Genomic DNA, 12,262 nt, shown 5'->3' on the forward strand with positions numbered 1-12,262 from the left:
CCCCGATCACGCCGCGCCGAGCAGCTCGCGCACCTTGTCCACCAGCTCGCGGGTGGAGAAGGGCTTGGTCATGTAGGCGTTCGCGCCCAGGGCCAGGCCCTTGACGACGTCGGTCTCGCGGCCCTTGGCGGTGAGCATCAGGATCAGCGTGTCCTTGATCGCATCGTCGTGGCGCACCTCCTGGCAGACCTCGAAGCCGGTCTTGCCAGGCATCATCACGTCCAGCAGCACCAGCCGCGGGCGCTCGCGTCGCAGCACGGCCAGCGTCTCGTCGCCGTCGCGCGCCAGGTGAACCGTGTAGCCCTCGCGCTTCATCAGGTACTCGAGCGACATCAGGATGTTGGGCTCGTCGTCGGCGATGAGGATGGCCACCGTCATGTGTTGTCTCCTTGTGTCGGGTGGGTGGTCCCCGCAGCCTGCCACGGTAGCCAGAAGCTGAACGAGGCGCCTTGACCGGCGTCATGCCGGTCAGTCCTGGTTCCACCGGCGTCATGCCGGTCAGCCCTGGTTCCACCGGCGTCATGCCGGTCAGCCCCGGGTCCACCGGCGTCATGCCGGTCAGTCCCGGGTCCACCGGCGTCATGCCGGTCAGTCCTGGTTCCACCGGCGTCATTCTGATCAAGCGTGATGCGACCACCGTAGTGCTCGACGATCTGGCGGCTGATCGGCAGGCCCAGGCCGGTGCCGGCGCTGCGGTTGCTGGCGTCGCCGGCCTGGTGGAAGCGGTCGAACACGTGTGCGCGGTGCGCCTCGGGCACGCCGGGGCCGTTGTCCTGCACGCAAACGGTCAGGCCCTGCTTGTCGTGGCGCAGCGTGACACGGATCTCGCCGCCACGTCGAGGCACGAACTTCGCCGCGTTGCCCAGCAGGTTCAGCAGCACCTGCGTCAGGCGGTCGGCATCGGCCTGCAGCGTGGGCACCGGCTCCTGCAGGTCGAGCACCAGCGCCGTGCCCTGCTCGCGCAGCAATTCGGCCATCGAGCCGGCGGCCTGGCGGATCAGCGCCGCCATGTCCACGGCGCTGGGGTGCCACTCGGCATGGCCCGACTCGATCTTGGCCAGGTCGAGCACCTGGTTGACCAGCCGGCTGAGCCGCTCGGTCTCGCTGACGATGATGCCCACGAACTGCTGGCGCTGGTCGCGCGCCATGTCGGGGTCATCGGCCATCAGCTCCGCCAGCGCGCGGATGGACGTCAGTGGCGTGCGAAGCTCGTGGGTGACGCTGGACATGAAGTCGTCCTTCAGCCGGTCCAGGCTCTCCAGCCGCTGGTTGGCCGCGCGCAGCTCGGCGCTGGCGCGCTGCAGCGAGGCGCGCTGGTCCTCCAGCAGCCGCGAGTAGGCGCGCAGTTGCGTGGCCTCGTCGAGGATGCGCATCACGTCGTCCATGCCCAGCGGCTCCTCGCGCACGCTGGAGGCCACCAGCGCGCGCGCCGACGCGCTGCCGATGGCGCCGGCCAGCTGGGTCTCGACGAACTGCACGAAGGGCGCGTCGGCGCGGATGTCCTCCAACCGGGCCACGCCCTGGCGGCGTGCCCAGTCGGCGAACAGGGCGCGCGCACGCGCCGCGCCCAGGAAGCGTGAGGCCAGCGGCAGCAGCTCGGCCACCGAGGCCTCGCCGCGCCAGAAGGCCGGGCCGGCCTGCGTGGCGTCGCCCACGTCGACGAACAGCGCCGCCTGGCTGGCCTCGCGCGGCGTCGGCGCGCGCCACAGCGACACGCCCACGTACAGCCCGATGTTGGCCAGCAGGCTCCAGAACAGCGCGTGCGTCAGGCCGTCGAAGCCGGTCAGGCCGAACAGCGCCTCGGGCTTGAGCCAGCCGATGCCCCAGGGGCCGTGCTGCAGGAAGGCGTCCGGCCACCAGCCTGACTTGGCGATCGACGGCAGCATCAGCGTGTAGGCCCAGAGCACGAAGCCGGCGCTCAGCCCGGCCAGCGCGCCGCGCTGGGTGCCGCCCTTCCACACCATGCCCAGCAGTGCCGCCGGCGCGAACTGCGCCACCGCGGCAAAGCTGATCAACCCGATGCTGACCAGCGCATAGGCCTCGCCGGCGAGGTGGAAGTACAGGTAGCCCAGCAGCAGCACGCCGACGATGGCGGCCCGGCGCACGGCCAGCAGCAGTGGCGTCAGGTCGCCGCGGTTGCTGTCCAGGCGCGCGCGCAGCCGCCGCGTGCGCAGCAGCAGCGGCATCACCAGGTCGTTGCACACCATGGTGGACACGGCGATGGTCTCGACCACGATCATCCCGGTGGCCGCCGACAGCCCGCCGATGAACACCAGCAGCGCCAGTGCCCGGGCCTCGTGCGCCAGTGGCAACGACAGCACGAAGGCGTCGGCGCCGTCGGCGCTGCCGAAGTGCAGCAGCCCGGCCAGTGCGATGGGCAGGACGAAGAGGTTGATCAGCCACAGGTAGGCGGGGAACAGCCAGGCCGCCTGCTTCAGGTGACGCTCGTCGACGTTCTCGACCACGATGACCTGGAACTGCCGCGGCAGGAAGACCACCGACAGCCCGGCCAGCAGCGTCAGCGCGAACCACTGGCTCCAGGCGAATGCGCCACCGCCTTCGGCCCCACCGAGGCTCAGGAGATGACGCCACTCGGGGTGGGCCAGCGCGCGGGCGAACAGCGCCGCCGGCCCGTCGTGCAGCACCCAGGTGGCGAACACGCCCACAGCCAGGAAGGCCAGCAGCTTGACCACCGACTCGAAGACGATGGCGGCCACCATGCCTTCGTGGCGTTCCGCGCCGCCGGGCTGGCGGGTGCCGAACATCATCGTGAAACCGGCCAGCAGCAGCGTGGCCCAGAAGGTGCCGTCGTGCCACCAGGTGCTGGCCGCCGGCGTGCCGACCAGCAGCGCGTAGCCGGTGTCGATGGCCTTGAGCTGCAGCGCGATGTAGGGGACGATGCCGACCACTGTGATCAGCGTCACCAGCCCCGCCAGCAGCGGGCTGTGGCCGTGGCGGCTGGCGATGAAGTCGGCGATCGACGTGATGCGCCCGCGCCGCGCGATGCGGATCATCTTGCGCAGCAGCAGCAGCGCCAGCACCATGGCCAGCGTTGGCCCCAGGTAGATGGGCAGGAACCACACGCCGGTGGTCGCCGCGCGGCCCACGCTGCCGAAGTAGGTCCAGGCGGTGCAGTACACCGCCATCGACAGCGCGTAGGCCCAGGGGTTGGCCACCACCGAGCGGCCGGCCAGGGCCCGGCGGTCACCCCAGGCGGCCACGCCGAACAGCAGCAGCAGGTAGGCGGCCGAGGCGCCGAGGACGAGGGCCGGGCTCAGCATGACGGCATCGTCTGCGGCACCGTCAATCGGCAGACGCCCCCAGCCATGCCAATGCCGCGATCAGGGCACCCCAGATGACGAACAGCGCCAGCGGGAACAGCGGCAGGCCGGCGACGAGCAGGTCGCGGTCCCACAGCGCCAGCAGCGGAAAGTTCAGCCCCAGCAGCCCGGCCACGAACAGCGCCAGCAGACGCTGGCGGGCCAGGCGGGTGCGCATGGCTAGGGCCTCGTGGTGCCGGCCTGCGCTGCCCGGGCGGCCTTCTCGGCCCGCTTCGCGTCGCGCTTGGCCTGACCGTGAGCGTGCCGGCTGATGCCGAAGTCCATCATGAACTTGCACCAGATGGTGGAGCCGGCGATGGCCGTCCAGGTGTCGAACGGCAGCTGCACCGCGACCACGAGCACGACCACGGTGGCGGTGATGCCCCCAGCCACCAGGTTCAGCAGGCCCACCCAGGGCGCGAACCGTTCGGCGTTGGGCGGCGCCTCGCCGTGCTTGAGCGCCACTTCGGAGAAGTCGCGCTGGAACAGGATGCGCCAGGCGCGGCGCAGCCAGAAGAAGGAGATCGGGATGAGCGCGAGGAACAGGATGATGTTCAGCGCGGTGCTGATGTCGAAGGCCATGGAGGAGGTCCGCAGGCAATGAGAAGGGGCCCGGCCCGCATCGTGCAGGCCGGGCCCCGGAAAGACAAGCCCGGTATTGGCCCGGGCTGGGCTTGCGTTGCGCCTGGACTCAGTGCGCGCCGTCCACGGCCTTCGAACCGCGCGGGATGCGCACGGCCTCGACCATGTTCTGGATGTGCTGCGGCGGGGCGGCCGTGACCTTGTCCACCGCGAACGCGACGACGAAGTTCACCAGCGCGCCGATCGCACCGAAGGCTTCCGGCGTGATGCCGAAGAAGCTGTTGGCGCCACCGATCACGTCCAGGTACTCGGTGCCCTTGATGAAGAAGATGCCCTTGTGCGCGAACACGTAGAACAGCGTCACCGCCAAGCCTGCCAGCATGCCGGCGATGGCACCTTCCTTGTTCATCTTCTTGCTGAAGATGCCCATCATGATCGCCGGGAACAGCGAGGAGGCCGCGATACCGAAGGCCAGCGCCACGGTACCGGCCGCGAAGCCCGGCGGGTTCAGGCCCAGCCAGCCGGCCACCACGATCGCGATCGCCATCGAGATCTTGCCGGCCAGCAGTTCACCCTTCTCGGAGATGTCCGGCACGAAGACGTTCTTGATCAGGTCGTGCGAGACGGCCGAGGAGATCGCCATCAGCAGGCCCGCAGCCGTCGACAGCGCCGCTGCCAGACCACCCGCGGCGACCAGCGCGATCACCCAGTCGGGCAGCAGCGCGATCTCCGGGTTGGCCAGCACGATGATGTCGGCGTTCACCGTCAGCTCGTTGCCCTTCCAGCCGGCCGCGTCGAACTTGGCCTTGGTCTCGGCGTTCTTGGTCGCATCGTTGTAGTACTGAATGCGGCCGTCACCGTTCTTGTCGGCGAACTTCAGCAGGCCGGTGGCTTCCCAGCGCTTCATCCAGTCCGGACGCTCTTCGTACTTGATCTGCGACTCGGCACCGTACGGGTCGGCGTTCTGCATCACCACGCCCGGCGTGATCGTCTTGATCAGGTTGGTCTTGGCCATCGCAGCCACGGCGGGGGCCGTGGTGTACAGGATGGCGATGAAGACCAGCGCCCAACCGGCGGACGAACGCGCGTCCTTGACCTTCGGCACGGTGAAGAATCGCATGATCACGTGCGGCAGGCCGGCGGTGCCGATCATCAGGCTCATCGTGTAGACGAACATGTTGAGCGTGCTGCCGGGAACCGACGTCGTGTACTTGCCGAAGCCCAGGTCGGTGACGATCTGGTCGAGCTTCATCAGCAGCGAGACGTCCGTGCCCTTGAGGTCGGCGCCCAGGCCCAGCTGCGGCAGCGGCATGCCGGTGAGCTGCAGCGAGATGAAGATCGCCGGCACCGTGTAGGCCAGGATCAGCACGATGTACTGCGCCACCTGGGTGTAGGTGATGCCCTTCATGCCACCGAACACGGCGTAGGCGAACACGATGCCCATGCCGATGTAGATACCCATGTCGCTGGACACGCCCAGGAAGCGGCTGAAGGCCACGCCCACGCCCGTCATCTGGCCGATGATGTACGTCAGCGACGCCACCAGCAGGCAGACCACGGCCACGGTGGAGGCCGACTTCGAGTAGAAGCGGTCACCGATGAACTGCGGCACCGTGAACTTGCCGAACTTGCGCAGGTACGGGGCCAGCAGCATGGCCAGCAGCACGTAGCCACCGGTCCAGCCCATCAGGAACAGGCCACCGCCGTAGCCCATGTTGCTGATCAGGCCGGCCATGGAGATGAAGGACGCGGCAGACATCCAGTCCGCGGCCGTCGCCATGCCGTTCATGACCGGGTTGACCTGGCCGCCGGCGGCGTAGAACTCGCTCGTCGACCCGGCACGCGCCCAGATGGCGATGCCGATGTAGAGCGCGAAGCTCAGGCCGACGACGAGGTAGATGGTTGCTTGAAGGCTCATGGCGTCAATCCTCGTGCACGTCGAACTGACGGTCGATGTCGCCCATCTTCTTCGCGTAGTAGAAGATCAGCGCGATGAAGATGTAGATGGAACCCTGTTGGGCGAACCAGAAGCCCAGCGGGTAGCCGCCGAGCTTGATGCCGTTCAGGGCGTCGGCAAACATGATGCCGGCGCCGAAGCTGACGACGAACCAGATCACCAGGATCTTGGTCAGCAGCCCCAGCGTGGCCTTCCAGTAGCCATTGCTGTCGTGTTGCATGAAGTGCCTCCTCGCGAGATGCGTGAGGCCACCGCCGGATTGCGGCAGCCTTGGGGCGCGACTGTGGGGAGCACGTCTGACCGACTTCTGACTGATTCCCAACAAATACTGACAAACTAGATCAAAACCCTTGGTTTTGATTCCGCCATGCGGCATTCGGCGGGCGGGGCGGGTTTTCCTGAGCCTGAAACGGTGGGGCTGCCGATCGCGTGACCACCTCGGCGATCGGGGCCTGCACCTGCGTTTCCTGCTTTGACCTCCTTCATCGGCGCCCGTTGGCTGGCGCCTGACGCCACGCGCGTGCTGGTGCTGGCCGGCGACGACCCGGCGAGCCCGTCGACGCTGTTCGGCGTCGAGGTCGACACACCCACCACCCGCGATCGCCTGAGCCCGGATGGACCGGCCGGCCCCCAGGGCGTCGACCCCATGGTGCTGTCGCCGGACGGCGTCACGGTCGCTTTCCGTGGCGACCTGCAGACCGCCAACCTCGGCCAGGTCCTCCAGGCCGCCACGCCGGGGGTGAGCGCGCGCTCGCCAGACATCGCCGGCGCCACCGTGCAGGCCGATTTTGCCGTCGCCAGTGATGGGCGCAGCGTGGCCTACCGGACCGACCTGCGCCAGACCGGGCAGTTCGAGCTGCAGGCGTCCCGCCTGTCCGAGCCCGGCGTGGCCGAGACGCTGAGCGGCACGCTGGCCCCGGGCGAGCAGGTGAAGGCGTTGGCGGTGCGCTGAAGCGTCAGGGCGCGGCAGGTTCGGCACCCTGGCAGGCGCGACCGGGCGAGGCCGGATCTAACCGGGATCTAACCGGCCCGGCCGTACAACGCGGCCATCGTCTGCCCCAGCTTCGGAGCCCTATGCCCGCGCAACGCTCTCCGGCCTTCGCCACCACACTCACCGCCGCCCTTGCACTGGCCGCCATGCCGGCGTGGGCCGCCAGCACGCTGCAGGTCGAGCAGCGCACGGCCACGCTGGCCGTGACGGCCTACGCCGGCGTTGCCGTCGTCGACGCCAACCTGCCCTGCGCCGGCCTGCCGTTTCCCGACACTTTCGAGCAATGCAGCTTCGATGGCAGCCTGGGCGACCCGGCGACGGTGCAGGTGGCGCTGACGCCGGGCCGGCTCGAGATCGCCGGGAGCGGCCGCGCCGACGCGGCGGAAAGCCAGTGGGCCGCCGCCCTCATGCTGGACTGGCACACTTGGCAGGAACACGGCGTCGCCAACGACTCCGGGGACGCCGTGCTGACGGGTGCCGGCGGGCACGGCTCGACGCTCTGGTCCGAGGTCTATGGCCCGGCCATCGCGCCGGGCACGCCGGGCACCCGCGAGGTCCGCGTCTGGAACCTGCAGAACGTCTTCTTCACGCTCGACCAGACCACGGCCTACACCCTGTCGGGCTCGAGCTTTGGCGAGTACATGCCGCTGACCCTGGCGCGGGACGACGGCACCGGCGTCTACGTCGGGGTCGGTCTGCCCGGCATCACGGCGCTCTCGCCGTACAGCTTCGGTGGCGTGCTCGCCGCCGGCCGCTACCGCCTGAGCAACTTCGACTTCGTGCAGAGCGACTTTCAGGACAGCTACGCCTACGGCTGGGCCTACACGATGCGCTTCCACGACACCGTGGCCGCGGTGCCGGAACCGGAGGCGCTGGTCCTGATGACGCTGGGGCTGGTCGCGTTGCGCGCACGCGCGCGCCGCCGAGAGGCCTGACCGCCGGCCAGGCCCGGGTCTGGCCGTGACAGGCAGCACGCGCCGCCGCGCCGGGTCGACCTGACACGCGGCGCAACAACGGCGGCCCGCGGAGCCCGTGGGATCATCCCGGCATGCCCGGGTCACCCACGGCGCCGCCTCCTTCGGACGAGATACGGATCACCCTGCTCGGCACCCCGCAGTGGGCGCGCGACGACGGCCCGCCCCGGCCGCTGGCCCCGCGGGATGCAGCGCTGCTGGCCCTGCTGGCCATCGACGGCAGCGTGGCGCGCGACCGGGCCGCGGCCTGGCTGTGGCCCGATGCGGTGAGCCAGGCGCATGCCAACCTCAGCCTGCGCCAGCGCCTGTTCCGGCTGCGGCGTGAATGCGGGCATGCCCTGGTGGAGGCCGGCCAGACGCTGTCCCTGCAGCCCGGTGTGCGCGTGGACGTGCATGCACAACCGCTGGCGGCCGAAGGCGTGCTGCTGGCCGGCACCGACTTCAGCGCCTTCGAGGCCTTCGACGACTGGCTGCGCCAGGCGCGCGCCGCGCTCGGTGCACGCCAGGCGGAGGCCTTGTCCGGCCAGGCCGAGGCGCTGGAGGAGCGTGGCGCCGTCGCCGAGGCCATCGACCTGACCGAGCGCCTGGTCGCCACCTGGCCCGCCACCGAACACGCCTGGCGGCGCCTGATGCGGCTGCACTGGCAGCGTGCCGACCGCGCGGCGGCGGTGGCCACGTTCGAGCGTTTCGAGCAGCAGGTTTGCCATGAGTGGGGGTTGCGCCCCTCGGCCGAGACCCTCGCCCTGCTCGCCCGTATCGAACGGGACGACGCCCGGCACGACACCCGTGGCACCGCGCCGACCGGCGGACCGCCACCCGCGTTGCCGCCCAGCCTGCTGGACCCGCCGGTGCTGATCGGCCGCGAGGCGGCGCTGGCCGCGCTGGCCGCCGCCTGGGCCGACGGCCGCGCCAGCCTGCTGCTGGCAGCGGGCGGCATGGGCAAGACGCGCCTGCTGGACGCCTTCGTGGCCGGCCGCGCCGGCGTGCTGCGGGTGCGGGCCCGGCCCGGTGATGCCACGCGGCCCTACGCCACGCTGGCGCATGCGCTCGACGACGCGCTGACGCGCTTTGCCCCGACGCTGGCGGCCGAGACCCAGTCCGAGCTGGCCCGCATGCTCCCGCGCCTGGGCCCGCCGACCGCCGCGCCGGCCCACGAACCGGCCCTGCACGCTGCGGTCGGCGCAGCCTGGCGGGCCGCCATGGAACGCGGCCTGGCGGCCCTCGTGTGGGACGACCTGCACTGGGCTGACCCGGCCACGCTGGAGCTCCTGCATGCACAGCTGGCCGACCCGGCGTTGGCGGCGCTGCGCCAGGTGTTCGCGGCCCGGCCCGACGAAGGCACGCCGGCGGACAGCGCGCTGCCGCGGTGGCTGGGTGACTCCCTGCGTGTACAGCCGCTGCGCCTGGACGCCTGGCGCGAAGACGACCTGCGCTGCCTGCTGCCCACGCTGGACCTGCCGCCGGCCCTGGCGGCCGACGCCTCGCTGCCGACGCACCTGCTCCGCCACACCGGCGGCCAGCCCTTCTTCGTGCTGGAGACGCTGAAGACGCTGGCGATGGCCCAGGCCACGGGCGCGGCCCCCGCGCCGGCGCCCGCCGTCGACGCCATGGTGGCCCGGCGCATCGCGCGCCTGGCCGAGCCGGCGCGTCGGCTGCTGCAGCTGCTGGCCGTGGCCGGCGGCCCGGCGCCGCTGCCCCTGGCCTGCAGCGCACTCGACCGCGGGCTGGTCGACCTGGCCGCCGACTGGGAGGCCCTGGCCGCGGCGCAGCTGGTACGCGACGATGGCCTGGCCCACGACCTGGTGCGCGAGGCCGTGCTCACGGGCCTGCCGCAGCCGGCACGCCAGGCCCTGCACCTGGCGCTGGCGCGCGCCCTGGCCACGCAGCCGGGCGTCGACGCCACCCGCCTGGCGCCGCACTGGGACGCGGCCGGCGCCGCGCACGAGGCCGCCGGCGCCTGGCAGCAGGCCGCGCGGGCGGCGGTGCGCACCGGGCGGCTGACCGAAGCGCTGGCACTCTTCGACCGCGCACAGGCGGCCGCCGAGTCCGCCGGCGACCCAGGCCTGCATGTGGCGGTCATGGTGGCCGCGCAGCCCACGCGCCTGCTGCGCCAGGGCCCCGACACCGTGGCAGCGGGCCTGCAGCCCTTGCTGGCGCAGGTGCACGCACCGGCCCAGCGCGCGCGGCTTCTGCTGCTGCTGGCGGAGCTCGAGATGAGCCGGATGCGGGCCGAGGCTGCCGATGCCGCCGCCGCCGAGGCGCTAGCGCTGTGCGACGCCCTCGCCGAGGGCAGCGCCGGCGCGGGTGACGACGGGGGTGATGGCGGCATCGATGACGACGACGCGCTGCTGCTCGCCGATGCGACCCTGATGCACGGCCGCACCCTGGCCTGGACGGGCCGCACCCATGCCGGTGTGCACCTGCTGCAGGCCGCCTGCGAGCGCGCGGAAGCCGACGGCGACCTGCGCCGCCGCATCCACGCCCAGGGCACGCTCGCCGATGTGCTGGCCGCTGCCGGGCGGCGTGTGGAGAGCGCGGCGGTGCAGGCGCGCACGCTGACGCTGGCGCGCCGCCTCGGTGACCGCTTCGAACTCGCCGTCGCCGCCTCCAACCTGGCCGTCTACGCCCTGCTCACGGGCGATGCCGGAGGCGCGCTGTCGGCGTCCGGGCAGGCGCTGGATGCCTTCGACACCATGGGCATCGCACACGTCAACCGGCTGATGTGCGCTGGCGTGTACGCGATCTCGGCCGCCCATCACGGCCGCTTCGACCTGGCCCATGCCGCGGCGATGCCGCTGCTGGACGGTCCGGACAGCCCGGTGCGGCGCAACCTGCGCAACACGATGGCCACCGTGGTCCTGTGGCAGGGCCAGTTCGACGCGGCCGCCGCACTGCTGCCGCCGCTGGACGACGACGCACCGCTGAGCGTGCGCCTGACCGGCCTGTTGGCACGCCTGCGCTGGTGCGCCTGGACCGGAGCGGACGACCGCGCCGAGCGCGCGGCGCTGGACGCCATCGGCCGCACGCACCCGGCGCTGCGCGACGACGCCCACTACTACCGTGCCTGGGCGCCGTTCGACCCGCCGGCCGACGCGCTGGCGCGGCTGGACCGGCTGGCGGCCCGCGAGCACGAGGCGGGTGCCGCAGGCATGGCGCGCTCCCTGGCCGTCGCGGCCCTGCAGGTGGCGCTGGCGCTCGACGATCCGCAGGCACCGGCCCGCGCGCGGGCCCTGCAGCCGGTGCTGGCCCTGGGCCTGCACCCCGGGCAATTGCCGAGCGAGGCCTGGGCCGCGGTGGCCGAGGCGCTGCGACGGGCCGGCGACGCGGCGGCGGCCGACGCGGCGCGTGCCCAGGGGCGGGCCTGGGTGGTGGCCGCTCGCCTGCCGTTGGACAGCGCCGAGGCCCGGTTGGCCTTCATGGCCGCGCATCCGGTCCACCGCCGCCTGGCCTGAGCGCGGGCGAGGCGCGGGCCGCTGCGGCGGCTGGCGCCGGCTGATAGCCTCGGGGCATGAACGTCGACACCCCGGCCCGCCCGGCCTTCGTTGCCGGGCTGGCCTGGGGCCTGCTGGCGGCGGTGATCTGGTCGGCCTACAGCGTGCTGGCACGCTTTGCGGTCAAGGCCGGGCTGAGCCCCACCGATCTCACGCTGCTGCGCTTCCTGCCGGGCGGCGTGCTGCTGCTGCCCTGGCTCTGGCGCCGCGGCTGGCGCGACCTGGGCGGGCTCGGTTGGCAGCGCGGCCTGGTGCTGACCATGCTCGCCGGCCCGGGGTTCAGCCTCTTGATCATGGGCGGCTTCGTGCATGCGCCGCTGGTGCATGGCGTGGTCATCGCACCGGCCTGCCAGATGCTGGCCAGCCTGGCGCTGGGCTGGTGGCTGGCGGGCCAGCGCTGGAGCCGCGAGAGCGCCATCGGTGCGGCGATGGTCACCCTGGGCCTAGTCTTCGTCGGCGGCGACGGCCTGCTGCACGGCGGCGGCGGGGCCACGCTGCTGGGCGACGTCATGTTCCTGCTGGCCGGCACGTCCTGGGGCCTGTTCGGGGCGCTGTCACGGCGCTGGCAGGTGGAGCCGATGCAGGTCACCGCGGTGGTGGCCGTGCTGTCGCTGGCGCTGTTCGCGCCACCCTACCTGCTGCTGGCCGACCTGTCGCGCCTGCGCGAGGCCGACCCGGGCTTGCTCGTCGTGCAGCTGCTGGCGCAGGGCTTCGGCGCCGGGCTGGTGGCGCTGCTGGCCTACAGCCGCGCCGCGGCGCTGCTGGGCAGCGGACGCGCCGGCTTCTTCGGCGCCATGGTGCCGGCGGCGGCGTCGGTGCTGGGGATTCCGGTGCTGGGCGAGATCCCCAGTGGGCTTCAGGTGGCCGGGATCCTGGCCGTGGTGCTGGGGCTGGGCGTGGCCTTCGGCGCGGTGCGCGTGCTGCTCACGCGCCGCGGCTGAGACTCG

Annotated in this window: 9 protein-coding genes and 2 pseudogenes; 5 read left to right on the plus strand and 6 right to left on the minus strand. The window is 72.0% G+C overall.

The window, feature by feature from the left end:
* Positions 1 to 6: 6 nt before the first annotated feature.
* A complete protein-coding gene (locus tag ENE75_RS07170) occupies positions 7 to 378 on the minus strand; it encodes a response regulator transcription factor (RefSeq protein WP_128197293.1) in 372 nt (123 codons plus the stop codon).
* A 113-nt stretch (positions 379 to 491) separates the two neighbouring features.
* On the opposite strand from ENE75_RS07170, the pseudogene ENE75_RS25790 reads away from it, so the two are divergent.
* Positions 492 to 551: pseudogene (locus ENE75_RS25790) on the plus strand (hypothetical protein); the annotation flags it as partial.
* 54 nt (positions 552 to 605) lie between these two features.
* Here the strand turns inward: ENE75_RS25790 and ENE75_RS07175 are convergent.
* From ENE75_RS07175 to ENE75_RS07195, 5 genes and pseudogenes are all read right to left on the minus strand, one after another.
* Positions 606 to 3,281: pseudogene (locus ENE75_RS07175) on the minus strand (ATP-binding protein); the annotation flags it as partial.
* Between the two features lie 22 nt (positions 3,282 to 3,303).
* Positions 3,304 to 3,498: a hypothetical protein gene (locus ENE75_RS07180; protein ID WP_128197298.1), complete on the minus strand. Its 195-nt coding sequence runs from the start codon at positions 3,496 to 3,498 to the stop codon at positions 3,304 to 3,306.
* 2 nt (positions 3,499 to 3,500) lie between these two features.
* Entirely contained in the window at positions 3,501 to 3,902 is a 402-nt protein-coding gene (locus ENE75_RS07185; protein ID WP_128197301.1) for a hypothetical protein, read from the minus strand.
* 109 nt (positions 3,903 to 4,011) lie between these two features.
* The gene (locus ENE75_RS07190; RefSeq protein ID WP_128197303.1) at positions 4,012 to 5,820 is read right to left on the minus strand and encodes a sodium:solute symporter family protein; all 1,809 of its coding nucleotides are present in this window, start codon (positions 5,818 to 5,820) and stop codon (positions 4,012 to 4,014) included.
* 4 nt (positions 5,821 to 5,824) lie between these two features.
* Positions 5,825 to 6,079 carry a DUF4212 domain-containing protein gene (locus tag ENE75_RS07195; protein WP_128197305.1) on the minus strand — a complete coding sequence of 85 codons (255 nt, stop codon included), beginning with the start codon at positions 6,077 to 6,079 and terminating at the stop codon, positions 5,825 to 5,827.
* 252 nt (positions 6,080 to 6,331) lie between these two features.
* On the opposite strand from ENE75_RS07195, the gene ENE75_RS07200 reads away from it, so the two are divergent.
* The 4 genes from ENE75_RS07200 (at position 6,332) to ENE75_RS07215 (ending at position 12,256) form a co-directional block, all read left to right on the plus strand.
* Positions 6,332 to 6,811, plus strand: a complete 480-nt coding sequence (locus tag ENE75_RS07200) for a hypothetical protein (protein WP_128197307.1) — start codon at positions 6,332 to 6,334, stop codon at positions 6,809 to 6,811.
* Positions 6,812 to 6,933: 122 nt separating this feature from the next.
* The gene (locus tag ENE75_RS07205; protein ID WP_128197310.1) at positions 6,934 to 7,785 is read left to right on the plus strand and encodes a PEP-CTERM sorting domain-containing protein; all 852 of its coding nucleotides are present in this window, start codon (positions 6,934 to 6,936) and stop codon (positions 7,783 to 7,785) included.
* Positions 7,786 to 7,898: 113 nt separating this feature from the next.
* Positions 7,899 to 11,276 carry a BTAD domain-containing putative transcriptional regulator gene (locus tag ENE75_RS07210; RefSeq protein ID WP_128197312.1) on the plus strand — a complete coding sequence of 1,126 codons (3,378 nt, stop codon included), beginning with the start codon at positions 7,899 to 7,901 and terminating at the stop codon, positions 11,274 to 11,276.
* Between the two features lie 56 nt (positions 11,277 to 11,332).
* Positions 11,333 to 12,256, plus strand: a complete 924-nt coding sequence (locus tag ENE75_RS07215) for a DMT family transporter (RefSeq protein WP_128197314.1) — start codon at positions 11,333 to 11,335, stop codon at positions 12,254 to 12,256.
* Positions 12,257 to 12,262 lie beyond the last annotated feature (6 nt).

The sequence above is a fragment of the Rubrivivax albus genome, assembly GCF_004016515.1.
Taxonomy (GTDB): domain Bacteria; phylum Pseudomonadota; class Gammaproteobacteria; order Burkholderiales; family Burkholderiaceae_C; genus Rubrivivax; species Rubrivivax albus.